The following is a 16,146-nucleotide window of genomic DNA, read 5'->3' as shown; positions in this document are numbered from 1 at the left end:
AGGTCAAACCTGCATGATCTCGGCCTGCTTGTGCTCAAGCGCGGCATCAACATTGGCAATATACTTGTCTGTCAGGTCCTGAACTTCGGATTCCCAAATCTTTTGGTCATCTTCAGACATGCCGTTGTTCTTGGCCTTTTTGATCTTGTCCATACCATCACGACGAATGTTGCGCACCGAGACGCGCGCATGTTCAGCGTACTGCGCGGCAACGCGGCTCAATTCTGTCCGGCGCTCCTCGTTCAGCTCAGGAATTGGCAGCATCACGATTGTGCCATTTGTCTGAGGGTTGATGCCCAAACCACTGTTCATAATGGCTTTTTCAACAGCGCCCACCATGGATTTGTCCCATACGTTGATGGTCACCATACGCGGTTCGGGGACGTTCACGGTCCCAACCTGATTAATGGGTGTGCGTTGGCCATATGCCTCGACCATCACCGGCTCTAGCATTGTTGCCGAAGCGCGCCCCGTCCGCAGGGAGGCAAACTCGGTTTTTAACGACCCCATGGCGCCATCCATGCGGCGTGTCAGGTCATCAGTATCAATTTCAAAATCTTCATCTGACATGGTGTATGCTCTGTCTGTTGTTGGGCCTATTCGGCCATGTTTCATCTGCCAGTGTAACGGCGTTAGCCAACCTTTGTATAGGTACCACGCCCCGCGAGAATGCCGCGGAACCCGCCCGGCTCGTCCAACGAAAACACAATGATTGGCAAATTGTTATCCCGCGCCAAGGCAATTGCGCTCGCGTCCATCACTCCAAGACGTTTGGCAAGCACATCATCATAGCTGACGGTGTCATAGCGGACCGCGTCGTCAAACTTGGCCGGATCCTTGTCATAGACGCCATCGACCTTGGTGCCCTTAAAGATCGCTTCGCAGGTCATTTCGTTCGCACGCAGAGTGGCGGCAGTGTCGGTGGTGAAATACGGGTTCCCTGTGCCAGCAGCGAAAATGCAGACACGCTTTTTCTCAAGGTGTCGCACGGCACGGCGACGGATATAGGGCTCGCAAACCTGATCCATAGGAATTGCCGAAATCACACGGGTAAACACGCCAAGCTCTTCCAATGCGGATTGCATGGCCAAAGCATTCATAACCGTGGCGAGCATGCCCATATAGTCTGCGGTTGTACGCTCCATACCTTGGGCTGATCCGGAGAGACCTCGGAAAATGTTCCCTCCACCGATAACCATACATATTTCGACACCCAAATCATGCACGGTCTTCACCTCTTGGGCGATACGTTGCACGGTTGGCGGGTGCAGGCCAAATCCCTGATCTCCCATCAGGGCCTCTCCCGAAATTTTCAACATTACTCGTTTGAAAGTGGTATCGGCTTGGGCTGTCGCGTCGGTCATGTTGCACTCCGTCTGCGCAAGGATTTAGGATTGGGCGCAAAATGTCGGAAAACACGGATAGTTTCAATGCGAGATATCACATTTCAGGTCAAAGACCTACATTTGGACTGGGTACTGCGATGACCCTGATGTCTCGTATTTCACCTGAACAACCGGTATTGATTGCAGGCCCCACGGCAAGCGGCAAAAGCGCGTTGGCGCTTGAAATTGCCGAGAGCCAAGGCGGGGTGATCGTGAACGCGGACGCCATTCAGGTGTATGATAACTGGCGCGTTCTGACGGCTCGTCCCTCGATTCATGATGAAACATGCGCAAAACACCTGCTTTATGGCCACATCCCCTATGATTCCGAGTATTCTGTGGGACACTGGCTTCGCGACGTGTCCGGTATTCTTGCGCAAGGTTTGCGCCCGATTATCGTTGGCGGAACCGGATTGTATTTCACCGCCCTGACCCAAGGGCTTGCCGATATTCCTGCGACACCAGCCGATCTGCGCACACGGGCAAACGCGCGTGTTGCGGCCGAAGGATACCAAGCGCTACTTGCGGAACTCGACGCCGAGACAAAAGCGCGAATCGATATCCAGAACCCGATGCGTGTTCAACGCGCATGGGAAGTCTTAACCGCCACAGGTCGCCCGCTTGCCGTGTGGCAGGATGAAACACCGCCGCCGATGCTGCCCGTTAAGACATGTGTGCCCGTGCTATTTGACGTCGACAAAGAATGGTTGAACGCCCGCATCGCGCGCCGGTTCGCCCAGATGATCAAGCTTGGTGCGCTTGAAGAGGCACGCAGCAATTTGGCACACTGGAACCCTACATTACTGTCCTCAAAAGCCATTGGAGCACCGGAACTGATGGGCTATTTGCAAGGCACATGCACGCTGGAAGACGCCCAAGAGAAAGCCACGGTGGCCACACGTCAATTCGCGAAACGCCAACGCACTTGGTTTAGATCAAAAATGAAAAACTGGCATAAATACAACCCAGAATTATGAATGCCAGCTTGCATTATCAGCACATTTAGGACATTCAGAACATGAAATGTCCGGAAAAAATGTACAAATTCCATCATTCCTGACCCGACCACCCAATCAAGGCGGTGTGCGGAAAATCACGCATGACACCCCCATGTCAGCACCATCACAAACACCTGACACGCTTCCCCATAATAGCATCCAAGTTATGACACTTGCCCAGATGACTATGGGAGAACAATGGTTGCTCGAACAGTTACATGTGCGTGACCACCATGTTCTGATTTGGGTTACCCGTGGACAGGGTCGCCTATTGCTGCACGGGCTTAGGCGTGGATTTGGCGCACATAATGCCATTTTTGTTCCCGCGGGTAAGCTGCTCGCCCTGGAGTTCGGACGACAGGTACAAGGCCAGGCCGTGATCATTCCTGATGACGGGCGCGTCCCTCTGCCGGATCGCACCCAACAACTCAGACTTCAGGATGGATTGGCACAAGCAGAATTGACGGGCCTGTTTGATGATCTGCGCCGCGAGCTGCATGAACAACGCCCGTTCTTAACCGAGTCCCTGACGGCGATTGCCGCCCTGATCTCGATTTGGCTGCGTCGGCAGATGCAGTTGGATACCAGCAATGCGCGTGCAAGTGCCGCCGAACGTATTGTCCGGCGATATTGCACGCTCTTGGCCGAAGACTTTCACTCTGGCAGAGCCATGGCGTCTTACGCCGAAGATCTGGACATTACGCCAACCCATTTGACACGTGTCTGCAAGCAATGCGTCGGGATCACTGCCGCCGATATGCTGTCGCAAATGATCCAACATGATGCGCGCCTGCAATTGACGCAAACCGACACACCCATCAATGAGATCGCCTCAAGCCTCGGGTTCGGCAGTGCTGCATATTTCACGCGCTTTAGCCAGCAACACTTTGGTGACTCCCCCAGTCAAATTCGAAAACTCGCCTCCGCCAGACGCTAGGTTTACGCGTTACCTGTATTGCAAGGTCACCCGATGACGTGTAGCCATCTTTGTGCCCCCCCCATAAGTTTATGACATGTCACGCTTTGCCCCCCTTCCCGACCCGCCATATTATGCTGTCATCTTCACCGCTTTGCGCTCCGCCGGAGATCACGGATATGACGCGATGGCCGAAGATATGGGCGACCTTGCTGCGCAACAGCCCGGGTACCTTGGCGTTGAAAGCACTCGAGATGCCGATGGGCTTGGCATCACGGTCAGCTATTGGCAGGATGAGACCAGCCTGAAAGCTTGGAAAGACGTGAGTACGCATCTTTTGGCGCAAAAGCTTGGGAAAACACGGTGGTACGATCATTACACCGTGCGTATTGCCAAAGTTGAACGCGCCTATGAGGGTCCAACAGGGCGCTAACTAGTCTTCTAGCAAGTGTTCGTACCGTGCATCCGTGAGGGTCTTCATAAAGGCCACCAGCGCATCGATCCGCTGATCATCCAACGCGGGCCCCTCGGTCAGTTCTGCGACTGAAAGTGTTTTTGCCACCTCGGGCATGCGCCACATCTTTCCGGTCTCGGGATTGATTTGGCGGGCTTTGGCTTTGCTGTTGTATTTGTTGTAAAACAACACAACTGTGCGCAAGTCTTCGAACACACCATTGTGCATATAGGGCCCCGTCACAGCCACGTTGCGCAAAGTCGGCACCTTGAAGCGGCCTGTTTCTGCGGCATGATCCACCAATGGGTTCAAGATCAGCCCAGTATCCACAAACCCCTGCGCCACACCATTTTGCGCACGCACCTTGTGATTCACTGGCACGCCAATGTTGTGATATTCATAATTCGAAAACGTTTCTTGCGGGTCAATTGCGCTGGTGCGCAACTGGTGACACAGCGCGCAATTTGTAAATTGCTCGGAAAAGAACAGCACCCGCCCCAACTCTTCTTGTTTTGACAGCGCGATCTCGCCGCGCAAATAGCGATCGTATTTAGAATCAAACGGTGCAAAAACCTCTGTGCGCTCAAACGCAGCGATCGCTTTTGTCATCCCATCATAGGCTTGATCGGCTTGCGCAAACACATCTGCACCAAACAAATTCTGCATCGCACGGACATAGTCCGCATTTTCCTGCAACCGATCCGCCACGGAGGTTTTGTTAGGCATTCCCATCTCAATCGGGTTCAACGGAGGGCCGCCCGCCTGCCCCTCCAGATCGGCCTCGCGCCCATCCCAAAACATACCGCCGACGTATTTGCCGTCTTTGTTCCGGTGAAAATCGGGCGTAAACGCCGCATATGCAGCGGTCGGTGCTGTACGGTCGCCCAGTGACTCGCCGTCATCTCCGAGTGACACCGCCTTGCCCGCGGCCGTTTCTCTGGGGTCAACAAACCCGTATTCTGGATCGTGACACGTCGCACAAGATTGCGTGCGATTGGCAGACAAATTTACATCAAAAAACAATGCCTCGCCAAGCGCCTCAAGGCTGTCATAGCGATTTTCGGCATATCCAAGCGTTGGCACCCCCAAAATACCCGAAAGCGTTCCCGCCAGAACCCAATTGGTCAACCGTCGCATGTCATGTCCTTTTGAATTGGTAGCTTGAGGGTGACAATACATGTTTCACAAATCGAGAATTTGATCTAGAACAATTTCCGACTATTTTAATCAACTATTAGATTAAGCCCATGATACCTCAAGCCAAGTCGTATCGTTGATTAACTTCCCCAGATGATGCGCACGTATTTTCGCGTTTCCTCATACGGGGGAACGCCACCGTATTTTTTTACGGCCTGCGGACCGGCATTATACGCCGCCAATGCCAACCGCCAAGAACCGAACTTGCGATACTGTTTGGCAAGATACCTTGCCCCCCCATCCAAATTCTGTTGCGGATCCAGCGGATCGACCCGCAACCTGCGGGCCGTCTCAGGCATCAACTGGGCCAAGCCAAGTGCACCTTTGTGCGATTTCGCCGACGCATTCCAATTCGACTCTTGCTGAACAAGCTTGAGAAACAAGTCGACCGGCACACCATTTCGCAAGGCAGCTTCACGCGCCATTGCAAGATACGGGCCATTGTATTTACCTTGATAGCTGCCATCCCCCCACTTGCTGGGCGTATAGATGGGCTTTGGCTTGAGGCGGACAGAGTTTTTGTATTGTTGCTTGGCACGCGTATCGAGCACTTTGGTCTGAGACCGGAACAGCTTTTTGTTGGACTTGGATGACAGATAATCCGCTGCTCCCGCAGGGAATGCAGAAATCAATGCCAATGCCAGCCCACTATAAATCAAACGCTTCATGCGTGATTGCCTGCCTCTGCTCTTTTCTTGCGGGCAATATACGCTATTTCTTGGGTTTTTCCAGTCGCCCTATCAAACAAGGCCGTCCAAAGCATCTTTTCGCGCAGAAATTCTGTGGGTTTCTGTGAAAAGCGGCTTTCAATCACGTCTCTTGAATGGTCTATGATGGCGTTCATCACGAAAAAGAATCTGAGGGGGGACCGCATGGCCGGCTCTATCAACAAAGTCATTCTGGTCGGAAATCTGGGAAACGATCCAGAAGTGCGTAGCTTTCAGAACGGTGGCAAAGTGTGCAACCTGAGCATCGCGACCTCTGAAACATGGAAAGACAAAAATACCGGCGAGCGCCGCGAGCGCACCGAGTGGCACCGCGTCGCCATTTTCCAAGAAGGCTTGGTACGGGTTGCAGAGCAGTATTTGCGCAAAGGCTCCAAAGTCTATCTCGAGGGCAAACTCCAAACCCGCAAATGGCAGGACCAATCCGGCCAAGACAAGTACAGCACCGAGATTGTGTTGCAGGGGTTTGACGGCACATTGGTCATGCTAGATGGCCGAAGCGGCGGCGGCCAAGGTGGCGGCGGAGGCCAAGGCGGTGGCTATGGCGGCGGGTACGACAGCGGCCCACAACAAGGTGGCGGCTATGGCGGCGGATATGACAGCGGACCACAAGGTGGCGGCGGTCATGGCGGCGGAGCCCCTTCACGTGATCTGGATGACGAAATTCCATTCTAATTACAACAAACGAGTAAGCAGTAGATTTATAAATCTATCGACTTTCTGAAACAAAAACAAAGGGCTGGCACTTGCCAGCCCTTTGTCGTTGTGAACAAGACGTCAAAGTAAACCAAAGGCTTACTCTGCATCCCCAAACCCATATGTTTCAGTGACATAATCGATATCTTTGTCACCGCGTCCAGACAGGTTAATCAGGATAGATTTACCTGGATTTTGTGACGCCTCACGCATTGCAAACGCAACGGCATGCGCGCTTTCGAGTGCGGGAATGATCCCTTCTTTACGCGACAGTGCGTAAAATGCGTCCAAGGCTTCTTTGTCGTTCGCCGACGTATAATTTGCACGTCCGGTCCGGTACAAATGGGCGTGTTCTGGCCCAACACCCGGATAATCAAGCCCGGACGCCACCGTATGTACGGGTGCGGGTTCACCATTTTCGTCCTTGAGCACCATGGTGCGGAAACCATGGATGTCTCCGTCTTCGCCAAAAGAAATGGTCGCGGCATGCTCGCCAAGCTTGGATGATGTGCCCATCGGCTCTACACCATACAGCGCGACATCTTCATCATCAATGAAGCCGGCAAAGATGCCCATGGCGTTTGATCCACCACCAACGCACGCGCCAACCATATCCGGCAATCCGCCCGTCATTTCGATAAACTGCTCTCTTGCCTCAATGCCAACGACATGCTGAAAATCCCGCACCATTCTGGGGAACGGGTGTGGCCCCACCACAGACCCGATTGCAAACAAGGCAGTATCAGCCTGAGGGACATACGCTTGGAATGCGGAATCCACCGCCTCTTTCAGGGAGCGACCACCAAACCCGACGGGCACGACAGTGGCTCCCAACAGTTTCATCCGGGTGACGTTTGGTGCTTCTTTGGCGATATCAATTTCGCCCATATGGATTTCGCATTCCATTCCGAAATACGCAGCCGCAGTGGCCAGCGCCACACCATGTTGCCCCGCGCCGGTTTCCGCCATCAACTTGGTTTTGCCCATATGCTTGGCCAACAACGCCTCGGCCATACAGTGGTTCAACTTATGTGCGCCCGTGTGGTTCAGATCCTCGCGTTTTGCATAAATTTGCGCACCACCAGCCATATCTGAAAGGTTTTTCAGATAGGAAATCGGCGTCGGTCGCCCTTGGAAATGCGTGCGAATATAGCGCAGGTCCCGAATAAACTCGGACGACTTCGAAATTTTGTCATAGCTCTCGGCAATCGCCTTGAAATGCGGCTCCAAGACGGGCGGCAGGTCGGCCCCTCCGTACTCCCCGAAATATCCGTCACGTGTGGGGGTACTTTTGAGATAAGACGACATGGTTCCATTCCTTCAAATTTGTTCAGGAGGAACTCTTGCCCAAAGTTTCAGCACATGTGATGGGGCGTTTTGCCGCGCCACCCGATTGGCGCGCCGTCCATGCAGATGGACCGCGTTGACGACCGTTCGATACGGTCATCAATGCGGCTGTATCAACGCATTATCAACGCTGTGCCAAGGCCTCTTGCAGAACGGTTTTCACCACATCGCGCGGCACATCCCCCGTCACAAAAGCAGACCCAATTCCACGTGCCAGAATAAACCGCAGCTGGCCATCGACGACCTTTTTATCTTGGCCCATCAAGTCAAGCAGCCCATCGGCATCCGGCAGATCACCTTCAATGTCAGCAAGATCAACCTTCATGCCCATGTCCCGCAGGTGGGCGCGCACCCGACTTGGGTCTTCTTGTGGGCACAACCCCAACCGTGCAGAGACCTCGAATGCCAAGGCACATCCAATTGCGACACCTTCACCGTGCAACAACCGATCTCCATATCCTGTGGCGGCTTCCAAAGCGTGGCAAAATGTATGCCCCAGATTGAGCAGGGCGCGATCCCCCTGCTCTGTTTCGTCCCGCGCAACAATGTCGGCTTTCATTTCACAAGACCGCTTGACCGCGGCGATCCGTGCCGCCTCGTCTCCGGCAGCCATGGCAGGCGCTTGCGTTTCCAGCCACTCAAAAAATGCAAGGTCGCCCAACATGCCGTATTTCACAACCTCGCCGTACCCCGCCAGAAAGTCGCGCGGCGTCAGCGTGCCCAGAACATCAATATCGGCCAACACAAGGTTAGGCTGGTGAAAGGCTCCGATCAGGTTTTTACCTTGCGGGGCATTGATTCCCGTTTTTCCGCCAACCGAAGAGTCCACTTGCGCCAATAGCGATGTCGGAATTTGGACAAACCCGACGCCCCGCCGCAAAACCGACGCTGCAAACCCTGTCAGGTCTCCGATCACACCGCCACCAAAGGCCACAACCAGATCGCGGCGCTCGACTTTCTGCGCCAGCAACCATTCGACAGTGCGCTCGAACTGCGGCCAGCTCTTGGTGCTTTCTCCGGCAGGCAAGACCAGCGCATCCATGTCAATTCCACCACGCGCCAATCCGGCCCGCAATGTTTCAAGATGAAGCGCAGCGACGTTTTCGTCCGTGACCACGCACACACGCGGTCGCGCCAACATCGGTGCAATCAACTCTCCTGCGCGCGCCAAAAGTCCAGGGCCGATATGAATATCATACGCCCGATCCCCCAGCCCCACATGCACCGTTTCCATCATTTGTCTTTCTCCAATACGTCGGGGCGCGTCAAAAGCACATCAACAACGCGTTCTGCCATGTCTTCAATTGAAAATTGTGGCGCGGCTTTGACCGACAAATCCGACAATTGATAAACTGGGACACGTGCGTTGAATATATCACGCAAGGTGGCCTTGGGGTCTGGCGTGCGCAACAAAGGACGCGTGTCCTTGTGCTTGACACGTGACCACAACAACGACAAATCCGCATCCAACCAGACCGCAACGCCTTTTTGGGAAATCACCGCCCGGTTGCGCTCGGCCAGATAGGCACCGCCCCCTGTCGACAGAATACCCCGTTCTTCATCCAGCAACCGTTCAATGACTTGCGCTTCTTTTTCGCGAAAGAACGGTTCTCCGTCACGGGAAAAAATCTCGGCAATACTCATATTGGCTGCTTTTTCGATCTCGGCATCCGAGTCGAGAAAAGGCACATCAAGACGCTGTGCCAGTGCGCGACCAACAGCCGTTTTTCCGGCCCCCATCATGCCTACTAAAACCACGGTTTTCTTAAGCATCAATCCCATCTTTCGCCCGCAATCGGCCAAGCCTTGCCCAAAATTCATCTTTCGTCATTGAATGACGTGATCTTACGCAAAAGGCCAGTTATAAGTTGGAAAAAATGAGCAGAGAAAAATGGGGAATATGATGGGCAAACTGATCCGCTTGATATTGGTGTTGGTCGTTCTTGGGGCCGTCGGGTTGGTTGCATATGCGTATCTGGGCCCCATTTTCGGCGCTGACTTCTCTGCGCCACAACAGGAAATACGCCAACCGGTTACGCTTGATGGCAATGAAGGCTAAACCTCTCGAAAGTGCCCTCGCGCTGATGGCAACCAGTTTCGCATATGCAGATCAGGGGGATGCCCCACTGTCTGCGATTGACTGGTTGAACGAAACGCCGACGGTGACGCTTGATATAGGGTTGCCCCCATCAGAGCCTCCGATTGCGCAAAACGCGACCACGCCGGATATTTCGGTCGACACCCTTGACCAGCCGGGCCGTGATGCGGTGGGGCTATTGCCGTCCCATGTCACAGGCCTGCCCGCGTCGCTTTGGCACAACAGCGCTGCCCTTGAACTGGCACGATTGATTGATGCCCAACGCCCCGAAGTCCTGCCTGCGGTGCAAGCCCTGCTGTACACATTGCTTCTGGCAGAGGCGAACCCGCCGCACGATGCGGGAACTTCAGATCGTCTATTGCAGTCGCGCGTTGACAAGCTTGTTGAACTGGGTGCCATCGAACAGGCCAACGCCCTTTTGGAACGTGCAGACCCCTCTGCCCCGTCTTTGTTTGCGCGTTGGTTTGATGTCACATTGCTTTTGGGGCAGGAAGACGCCGCCTGCTCAGCACTTCTCGCGGCCCCTCATCTGGCGCCGGATTATGCCTCGCGGATCTTTTGCACTGCGCGTGCGGGCGACTGGAACAGTGCGGCTCTGATGCTCGACAACGCAAATGCACTTGGGCTTTTGACGGATGAGCAAGACGCCTTGTTGCTACGCTTCTTGGACCCGGAGCCATTTGCCGACCAACCGATCCTTGTCGCGGCGCATGCGCCCACCCCCCTGACGTTTCGCCTGTATGAAGCCATCGGAGAGGCCCATCCGACCACAACCTTGCCACGTCCGTTTGCGCATGCTGATCTGCGCGACATCACCGGCTGGAAAGCGCGCCTTGAATCCGCCGAACGTCTGGCGCGCACGGGTGCCTTGCATGAAAACCGGTTGCTGGGCATCTACTCAGAGGGCAAACCTTCGGCATCTGGCATGATCTGGGATCGTGTGGACGCCATTCAGTCCTTTGATTCAGCCCTAGAGTCCCGAAACCTTGAAAACGTGGCGGCGACATTGCCGGCTGCTTGGGCGGCGATGCAATCTGTCCACCTCGAGGTCCCATTTGCAAGTCTGTTTGGCGCGCGCTTGTTGGGTCTGCCGCTGAATGGTGTCACGAAAAAGCTTGCGCGTGATATTGCGTTTCTTTCGTCTGATTACGAGCGCGCTGCACGCACAGGCCCTCGTGATTTTCTTGCAATGCTTGCCTTGGGCGCCCCACCGCGAACGCCGACCAATCCAGTGCATCGCGCCATTTCTGACGGGTTTCACGACGCCCGCGTCCCACAAGAAATCACCACGATGTTGGCGCGCGGACAATTGGGAGAGGTCATCCTGCGCGCCATGTCCCTTATGTCTGACGGGGCCGCAGGAAACCTAGAGGCCCTGACCGACGCCATCGCCATCTTCCGGGCCGTAGGATTGGAAGACACGGCACGCCGCGCAGCGTTGCAAACGGCCATCCTTGATACGCGAGGATAACGCATGGAGGATCGCAGATGGATTTCTACATTTATCGAGGCGCAAGCAGCGGAACTTGGCGCGTCCCAAAACACCCAAAGCGGCTATGCCAATGATCTGAACAGTTTCCTGGACTGGGCTGCATCAAAAGGGCGAAGGTTTGCCAAAGCCACCCGCGCCGACATCGAAGACTATTTGATATTTTGCGACACACAAGGCCTTGCAAAATCCACGCGTGCAAGACGTCTGTCCTCGATCAGACAATTGTTTCGGTTCGCCTATGAAGAGGGCTGGCGCGACACGAATCCTGCCTTACAGATCAAGGGACCAAAACAGGACAAACGCCTGCCTAAAACACTGGACGAATCCGAAGTCGATCGCCTGATTGAGGCCGCACGCGTCACGGGCCGCACGCATATCGACCGCGTGCGCAATACCTGTTTGATTGAATTGCTGTATGCGACAGGTATGCGTGTGACCGAACTTGTGTCCCTGCCCGTTGCTGCCACACGCGGAAACCCCGATATGCTATTGGTCCAAGGGAAAGGCGGCAAAGAACGCATGGTGCCTTTGTCACCTCCTGCGCGCGAAGCACTTACCGCGTGGATTACCATCCGAGACGAAGCGCAAAAACTTGCGCAATCAAACGGCAAGCCTGCATCCAAGTCGCTTTTTCCCTCACGTGGCAAAGCCGGACATATGACGCGAAATCACTTCTATCTGCTGATGAAAGACTTCGCAGTGGCCGCTGGCGTTGCGCCAGCCAAGGTAACCCCCCACACATTGCGCCATGCATTCGCCACGCATTTGCTGGCAAATGGCGCAGACCTGCGGGTGATTCAAACTCTGTTGGGGCATGCCGACATTTCCACCACCGAGATTTACACGCATGTGCTTGATGAACGGCTGCGTGACCTTGTCATGGAACATCACCCGCTTTCAAACGGATCCCAGCGCGCGAAATAGGTCACGCATCCCTTGATTATGGCGCTTGGCATCCCCATAACTCGGACATGGATAAGACCCTTGAAGCCCCCTCCGAGTCCCTTGCCGCTCTGGCAACATCTCAACCTCTGGATTCCGCATTTTGGATGACAGCCGCAGCCATTATTGGATTGTTGGTGCTGTCCGCCTTTTTCTCTGGGTCTGAGACCGCACTGACCGCGGCGTCACGCGGCAAGCTGCGCACGCAAGCCGACAAGGGCAACAAGGGGGCAGCACGCGCGCTGCACATCACCGAAGACAACGAGCGGCTGATCGGGTCGGTTTTGCTCGGCAACAACCTTGTGAACATTCTGGCCGCCTCGCTGGCGACGGCGTTGTTTACACAGGCCTTTGGCGAATCTGGCGTGGCGGTTGCCACTCTCGTCATGACGTTGTTGGTGTTGATATTTGCCGAAGTGCTTCCCAAAACCTATGCCATCACAATGCCGGAAACCGCTGCGGCCAATGTCTCGCGCCCTATCAGTTTGATCGTGACTGTGTTTGCCCCGATCGTATCTGCGGTACGCTGGTTTGTGCGCATCATCTTGCGCTTGTTTGGGGTGCAAACCGACCCAGACAGCCACATTCTGGCAGTGCGCGAAGAAATTGCCGGCGCCATTCAGTTGGGACACTCTGAAGGCATCGTTCAAAAAGAAGATCGCGACCGTATTTTGGGCGCGCTGGATTTGTCTGATCGCACGGTTGAAGAGATCATGCTGCACCGTTCGGGCATTGAAATGGTCGACGCAGACCATGATCCGGCTGATATCCTAAGCCAATGCTTGGAGAGCACACACACGCGGTTACCCGTATTCAAGAATGACCCCGAAAACATTATCGGGGTGATCCACGCCAAAGACCTGTCGCGTGCTATCCACAAGAAAGTCTTGGACTCCACGACCGACTTTATTGGATTGGCCGATTTCGACATCTCCGAAGTCGCCAAAGATCCTTATTTCGTGCCGGAAACCACATCGCTTGACGACCAGATGCGCGAGTTCCTGAGACGTCATTCGCATTTTGCGCTTGTGGTTGACGAGTACGGTGCGCTGCAGGGATTGATCACGCTCGAGGACATTCTGGAAGAAATCGTTGGCGAAATTACCGATGAATTCGACACTGGCGACGAACCTGACATTGCGCGCTCGGACGATGGGCAGTTCTTGGTTGATGGGGCGATGACAATTCGCGACCTCAATCGCGCCACCGATTGGACATTGCCGGATGACGAGGCCAACACCGTTGCTGGCCTTGTAATTCACGAAGCGCAAATGATCCCGACCGTCGGTCAGGTCTTTTCGTTCCATGGCTTTCGATTCGAGGTGACCGGACGAGAGGCGAACCGTCTGACCAACCTGAAGATTCGCCCTTTGTAAAAATGGGTTTGCACGCGCACCTCTGAACACAGCAGACTCCGTCGCGACGAGCGTTCACATCCAGTGATATGCCACGCCACGAAACGTCATCAGTTCAAGACGGATTATTCTTGCGCTGTTAATAACAATCGCGTTTCTGTCGCGGGTGCTATTCTTTTTCGGAGCCCACGCATGCAAAACGTTCAAGGCATTCTGCTTGTGGTCCTCGCAATGGCGGGGTTCACGCTTGAAGATTTGTTTATCAAAAAGCTGTCGGTTTCATTGCCGACGGGGCAAATTCTGATCATCCTTGGTGTTTTCAGCAGTGCCATCTTTGCAGGCATCGCCATCGCGAAAGGCCAATCCTTGGTGGCGCGTGCAGCGTGGGGGCGTGCCGCTCTGATCCGGGCCTGCAGCGAAGCGATGGCAGCAATGTCCTTTGCCTCCGCGCTGGCGCTTGTGGACATCTCGACGGTTGCAGCTGTCTTTCAGGCCATGCCCTTGGTGATTACCATGGGTGCGGCGATATTTCTTGGGGAACATGTCGGCTGGCGACGCTGGAGCGCCATCGGCGTCGGTTTCGCAGGGGTGCTTTGCATTATCCGTCCCGGATTTAGCAGTTTTGAACCTGCCACGCTGTTGGTCATTGTGGCCGTCTTTTCGGTTGCGCTCCGCGATCTCATCACCCGCAAAATTGACGCCTCGGTGTCGGCATATGTCGTATCTTTTCAAGGTTTTGGCTCGCTCGTCTTTGCCGGAGCAATCCTCTTGCTCTTTACAGACAAACCCACTGTGGCGCCTGATGTCGCCCAGTCTGCTATGTTTGCCGGCGCGGTTTTGTTTGGCACCATGGGGTATTGGGGCATTGTAACCGCTATGCGCGTTGCGGATGCATCGGTGGTTGCGCCGTATCGATACAGCCGATTGGTGTTTTCAATTTTGGTCGGAACAATTTTCCTGAATGAACGGCCCGACGTTGCGACGCTGTTTGGCGCGTCTTTGATTATCGGCTCGGGGCTGTATACCTTCTTGCGTGAGCGACGGTTGGCGGCTCATCCCATTGAGGTGGCCTAGTCCGTTTCGCCGAGCGTCGCCCACGCACGGTACAACAATGCCCACCCCGTTGGCGCAAACATGTCGCTGTTAGCCCTAACGATCCCGCTGAGGCCGGTCACACCGTTTACATTCACTCAACCCCTGCTATGAAACGCGCAACTGATGCATTTTCCTAAGGAATAGAGTTCATGAGCACGATTATCGACATTCACGCCCGCGAAATCCTCGACAGCCGTGGCAACCCCACCGTCGAAGTCGACGTGATCCTCGAAGATGGCACAATGGGCCGCGCGGCTGTCCCTTCGGGAGCCTCGACAGGCGCTTATGAAGCCGTGGAAAAACGCGATGGCGACGCTGCACGCTATATGGGCAAAGGCGTTTTGGAAGCCGTGGCCGCGGTGAACGGCGAGATCGCCGAAGAACTGGTCGGCTTTGATGCCACCGAGCAGGTTGCGATTGACCAAGCCATGATCGAACTTGATGGTACCGACAACAAGGGCCGCCTCGGCGCAAACGCGATTTTGGGTGTGTCTATGGCCGTGGCCAAGGCAGCTGCCGATTTCACCGCACAACCTTTGTATCGCTATATCGGCGGTACGTCTGCGCGCGTTCTGCCCGTGCCGATGATGAACATCATCAACGGTGGTGAACATGCCGACAACCCCATCGACATTCAGGAATTCATGATCATGCCGGTCGCCGCGACCAGCATTCGCGAAGCTGTGCGCATGGGCTCGGAAGTCTTCCACACATTGAAAAAAGAACTCACGGCGGCGGGCCTGTCCACAGGTATCGGCGACGAAGGTGGCTTTGCACCGAACATCGCATCCACACGCGAAGCTCTGGATTTCGTTCTTAAGTCCATCGAAAAGGCCGGATACAAACCTGGTGAGGAAATTTACCTCGCGCTCGATTGTGCTGCGACCGAGTATTATAAAGACGGCAAATACGTTCTGTCTGGCGAAGGCAAGGCCCTGACGTCAGAAGAAAACGTTGCCTACCTTGCTGCTTTGGTCAACGACTATCCAATTATCAGCATCGAAGACGGCATGTCCGAAGATGACTGGGATGGCTGGAAGGCTCTGACAGATGCGCTTGGCGACAAAATTCAGCTGGTGGGTGATGATCTCTTTGTGACCAACCCAGACCGTTTGGCCATGGGCATCGAGCGCGGTTCCGCCAACTCTATGCTGGTCAAGGTAAACCAGATCGGATCGCTGACCGAGACCCTCAAAGCCGTCGACATGGCACATCGCGCAGGCTTCACAAATGTGATGTCCCACCGTTCTGGCGAAACCGAAGATGCCACCATCGCGGACCTCGCGGTTGCGACCAATTGCGGCCAAATCAAAACCGGATCCCTGGCGCGCTCTGACCGGTTGGCAAAATACAACCAATTGATCCGCATCGAAGAATCCTTGGGTGAAACTGCAGAATATGCAGGACGCTCTATCCTGAAATAAGACATCTCAGGATCATCAAATC

17 protein-coding genes are annotated in these 16,146 nt (G+C 54.7%); 10 read left to right on the top strand and 7 right to left on the bottom strand.

Annotated features, from left to right (window positions below):
- Window positions 1-3 precede the first annotated feature (3 nt).
- Window positions 4-570 (bottom strand): ribosome recycling factor, encoded by a 567-nt coding sequence (frr, locus tag FAP39_RS10235; protein ID WP_138016302.1) that lies wholly within the window; start codon window positions 568-570, stop codon window positions 4-6.
- Window positions 571-632: 62 nt separating this feature from the next.
- Window positions 633-1,364 (bottom strand): UMP kinase, encoded by a 732-nt coding sequence (gene pyrH, locus FAP39_RS10230; protein ID WP_138016301.1) that lies wholly within the window; start codon window positions 1,362-1,364, stop codon window positions 633-635.
- A gap of 119 nt (window positions 1,365-1,483) precedes the next feature.
- On the opposite strand from pyrH, the gene miaA reads away from it, so the two are divergent.
- The 3 genes from miaA to FAP39_RS10215 all read left to right on the top strand — a co-directional run bounded on the left by miaA (window position 1,484) and on the right by FAP39_RS10215 (window position 3,732).
- Complete coding sequence (miaA, locus tag FAP39_RS10225; RefSeq protein WP_138016300.1) at window positions 1,484-2,362, top strand: tRNA (adenosine(37)-N6)-dimethylallyltransferase MiaA; 879 nt, start codon at window positions 1,484-1,486, stop codon at window positions 2,360-2,362.
- A gap of 133 nt (window positions 2,363-2,495) precedes the next feature.
- The gene (locus FAP39_RS10220; protein ID WP_138016299.1) at window positions 2,496-3,320 is read left to right on the top strand and encodes a helix-turn-helix domain-containing protein; all 825 of its coding nucleotides are present in this window, start codon (window positions 2,496-2,498) and stop codon (window positions 3,318-3,320) included.
- Window positions 3,321-3,396: 76 nt separating this feature from the next.
- A complete protein-coding gene (locus FAP39_RS10215) occupies window positions 3,397-3,732 on the top strand; it encodes an antibiotic biosynthesis monooxygenase family protein (RefSeq protein WP_138016298.1) in 336 nt (111 codons plus the stop codon).
- Here the strand turns inward: FAP39_RS10215 and FAP39_RS10210 are convergent, their stop codons facing one another.
- Window positions 3,733-4,890: a cytochrome-c peroxidase gene (locus FAP39_RS10210; RefSeq protein ID WP_138016297.1), complete on the bottom strand. Its 1,158-nt coding sequence runs from the start codon at window positions 4,888-4,890 to the stop codon at window positions 3,733-3,735.
- A gap of 140 nt (window positions 4,891-5,030) precedes the next feature.
- Complete coding sequence (locus FAP39_RS10205; RefSeq protein ID WP_138016296.1) at window positions 5,031-5,618, bottom strand: lytic transglycosylase domain-containing protein; 588 nt, start codon at window positions 5,616-5,618, stop codon at window positions 5,031-5,033.
- A gap of 204 nt (window positions 5,619-5,822) precedes the next feature.
- Here FAP39_RS10205 and ssb point away from each other — a divergent pair, with 204 nt between their 5' ends.
- Window positions 5,823-6,350, top strand: coding sequence for a single-stranded DNA-binding protein (ssb, locus tag FAP39_RS10200; protein WP_138016295.1), 528 nt, complete (start codon window positions 5,823-5,825; stop codon window positions 6,348-6,350).
- A 120-nt stretch (window positions 6,351-6,470) separates the two neighbouring features.
- On the opposite strand, the gene trpB is transcribed toward ssb, so the two are convergent.
- The 3 genes from trpB to FAP39_RS10185 all read right to left on the bottom strand — a co-directional run bounded on the left by trpB (window position 6,471) and on the right by FAP39_RS10185 (window position 9,500).
- Window positions 6,471-7,679 carry a tryptophan synthase subunit beta gene (gene trpB, locus FAP39_RS10195; RefSeq protein WP_138016294.1) on the bottom strand — a complete coding sequence of 403 codons (1,209 nt, stop codon included), beginning with the start codon at window positions 7,677-7,679 and terminating at the stop codon, window positions 6,471-6,473.
- 163 nt (window positions 7,680-7,842) lie between these two features.
- A complete protein-coding gene (gene aroB / locus FAP39_RS10190) occupies window positions 7,843-8,955 on the bottom strand; it encodes a 3-dehydroquinate synthase (RefSeq protein WP_138016293.1) in 1,113 nt (370 codons plus the stop codon).
- Window positions 8,952-9,500, bottom strand: coding sequence for a shikimate kinase (locus FAP39_RS10185; protein ID WP_138016334.1), 549 nt, complete (start codon window positions 9,498-9,500; stop codon window positions 8,952-8,954). The genes aroB and FAP39_RS10185 overlap by 4 nt, the downstream gene beginning before the upstream one ends.
- Before the next feature lie 109 nt (window positions 9,501-9,609).
- On the opposite strand from FAP39_RS10185, the gene FAP39_RS17530 reads away from it, so the two are divergent.
- The 6 genes from FAP39_RS17530 to eno all read left to right on the top strand — a co-directional run bounded on the left by FAP39_RS17530 (window position 9,610) and on the right by eno (window position 16,124).
- Window positions 9,610-9,777 carry a hypothetical protein gene (locus FAP39_RS17530; protein WP_171006825.1) on the top strand — a complete coding sequence of 56 codons (168 nt, stop codon included), beginning with the start codon at window positions 9,610-9,612 and terminating at the stop codon, window positions 9,775-9,777.
- Entirely contained in the window at window positions 9,761-11,287 is a 1,527-nt protein-coding gene (locus FAP39_RS10180; RefSeq protein WP_171006829.1) for a hypothetical protein, read from the top strand. Before FAP39_RS17530 ends, FAP39_RS10180 begins: the two co-directional genes overlap by 17 nt.
- 3 nt (window positions 11,288-11,290) lie before the next feature.
- Window positions 11,291-12,232, top strand: coding sequence for a site-specific tyrosine recombinase XerD (locus FAP39_RS10175; RefSeq protein WP_138016292.1), 942 nt, complete (start codon window positions 11,291-11,293; stop codon window positions 12,230-12,232).
- A gap of 47 nt (window positions 12,233-12,279) precedes the next feature.
- On the top strand, window positions 12,280-13,626 hold the full coding sequence (locus tag FAP39_RS10170) for an HlyC/CorC family transporter (RefSeq protein ID WP_138016291.1): 1,347 nt from the start codon (window positions 12,280-12,282) through the stop codon (window positions 13,624-13,626).
- A gap of 171 nt (window positions 13,627-13,797) precedes the next feature.
- Complete coding sequence (locus tag FAP39_RS10165; protein WP_138016290.1) at window positions 13,798-14,679, top strand: DMT family transporter; 882 nt, start codon at window positions 13,798-13,800, stop codon at window positions 14,677-14,679.
- A gap of 170 nt (window positions 14,680-14,849) precedes the next feature.
- Window positions 14,850-16,124 (top strand): phosphopyruvate hydratase, encoded by a 1,275-nt coding sequence (eno, locus tag FAP39_RS10160; RefSeq protein ID WP_138016289.1) that lies wholly within the window; start codon window positions 14,850-14,852, stop codon window positions 16,122-16,124.
- Window positions 16,125-16,146 lie beyond the last annotated feature (22 nt).

Source organism: Shimia litoralis (assembly GCF_005518135.1).
Lineage (GTDB): Bacteria > Pseudomonadota > Alphaproteobacteria > Rhodobacterales > Rhodobacteraceae > Shimia_E > Shimia_E litoralis.
This window is presented reverse-complemented; position numbering and strand designations above follow the sequence as displayed.

What these genes read in the sequence shown, in the direction of transcription:
- frr (WP_138016302.1), bottom strand. Translation starts at nt 570, where the DNA reads ATGTCAGATGAAGATTTTGAAATTGATACTGATGACCTGACACGCCGC.
- pyrH (WP_138016301.1), bottom strand. Translation starts at nt 1,364, where the DNA reads ATGACCGACGCGACAGCCCAAGCCGATACCACTTTCAAACGAGTAATG.
- miaA (WP_138016300.1), top strand. Translation starts at nt 1,484, where the DNA reads ATGACCCTGATGTCTCGTATTTCACCTGAACAACCGGTATTGATTGCA.
- FAP39_RS10220 (WP_138016299.1), top strand. Translation starts at nt 2,496, where the DNA reads ATGTCAGCACCATCACAAACACCTGACACGCTTCCCCATAATAGCATC.
- FAP39_RS10215 (WP_138016298.1), top strand. Translation starts at nt 3,397, where the DNA reads ATGTCACGCTTTGCCCCCCTTCCCGACCCGCCATATTATGCTGTCATC.
- FAP39_RS10210 (WP_138016297.1), bottom strand. Translation starts at nt 4,890, where the DNA reads ATGCGACGGTTGACCAATTGGGTTCTGGCGGGAACGCTTTCGGGTATT.
- FAP39_RS10205 (WP_138016296.1), bottom strand. Translation starts at nt 5,618, where the DNA reads ATGAAGCGTTTGATTTATAGTGGGCTGGCATTGGCATTGATTTCTGCA.
- ssb (WP_138016295.1), top strand. Translation starts at nt 5,823, where the DNA reads ATGGCCGGCTCTATCAACAAAGTCATTCTGGTCGGAAATCTGGGAAAC.
- trpB (WP_138016294.1), bottom strand. Translation starts at nt 7,679, where the DNA reads ATGTCGTCTTATCTCAAAAGTACCCCCACACGTGACGGATATTTCGGG.
- aroB (WP_138016293.1), bottom strand. Translation starts at nt 8,955, where the DNA reads ATGATGGAAACGGTGCATGTGGGGCTGGGGGATCGGGCGTATGATATT.
- FAP39_RS10185 (WP_138016334.1), bottom strand. Translation starts at nt 9,500, where the DNA reads ATGGGATTGATGCTTAAGAAAACCGTGGTTTTAGTAGGCATGATGGGG.
- FAP39_RS17530 (WP_171006825.1), top strand. Translation starts at nt 9,610, where the DNA reads ATGGGGAATATGATGGGCAAACTGATCCGCTTGATATTGGTGTTGGTC.
- FAP39_RS10180 (WP_171006829.1), top strand. Translation starts at nt 9,761, where the DNA reads ATGGCAATGAAGGCTAAACCTCTCGAAAGTGCCCTCGCGCTGATGGCA.
- FAP39_RS10175 (WP_138016292.1), top strand. Translation starts at nt 11,291, where the DNA reads ATGGAGGATCGCAGATGGATTTCTACATTTATCGAGGCGCAAGCAGCG.
- FAP39_RS10170 (WP_138016291.1), top strand. Translation starts at nt 12,280, where the DNA reads ATGGATAAGACCCTTGAAGCCCCCTCCGAGTCCCTTGCCGCTCTGGCA.
- FAP39_RS10165 (WP_138016290.1), top strand. Translation starts at nt 13,798, where the DNA reads ATGCAAAACGTTCAAGGCATTCTGCTTGTGGTCCTCGCAATGGCGGGG.
- eno (WP_138016289.1), top strand. Translation starts at nt 14,850, where the DNA reads ATGAGCACGATTATCGACATTCACGCCCGCGAAATCCTCGACAGCCGT.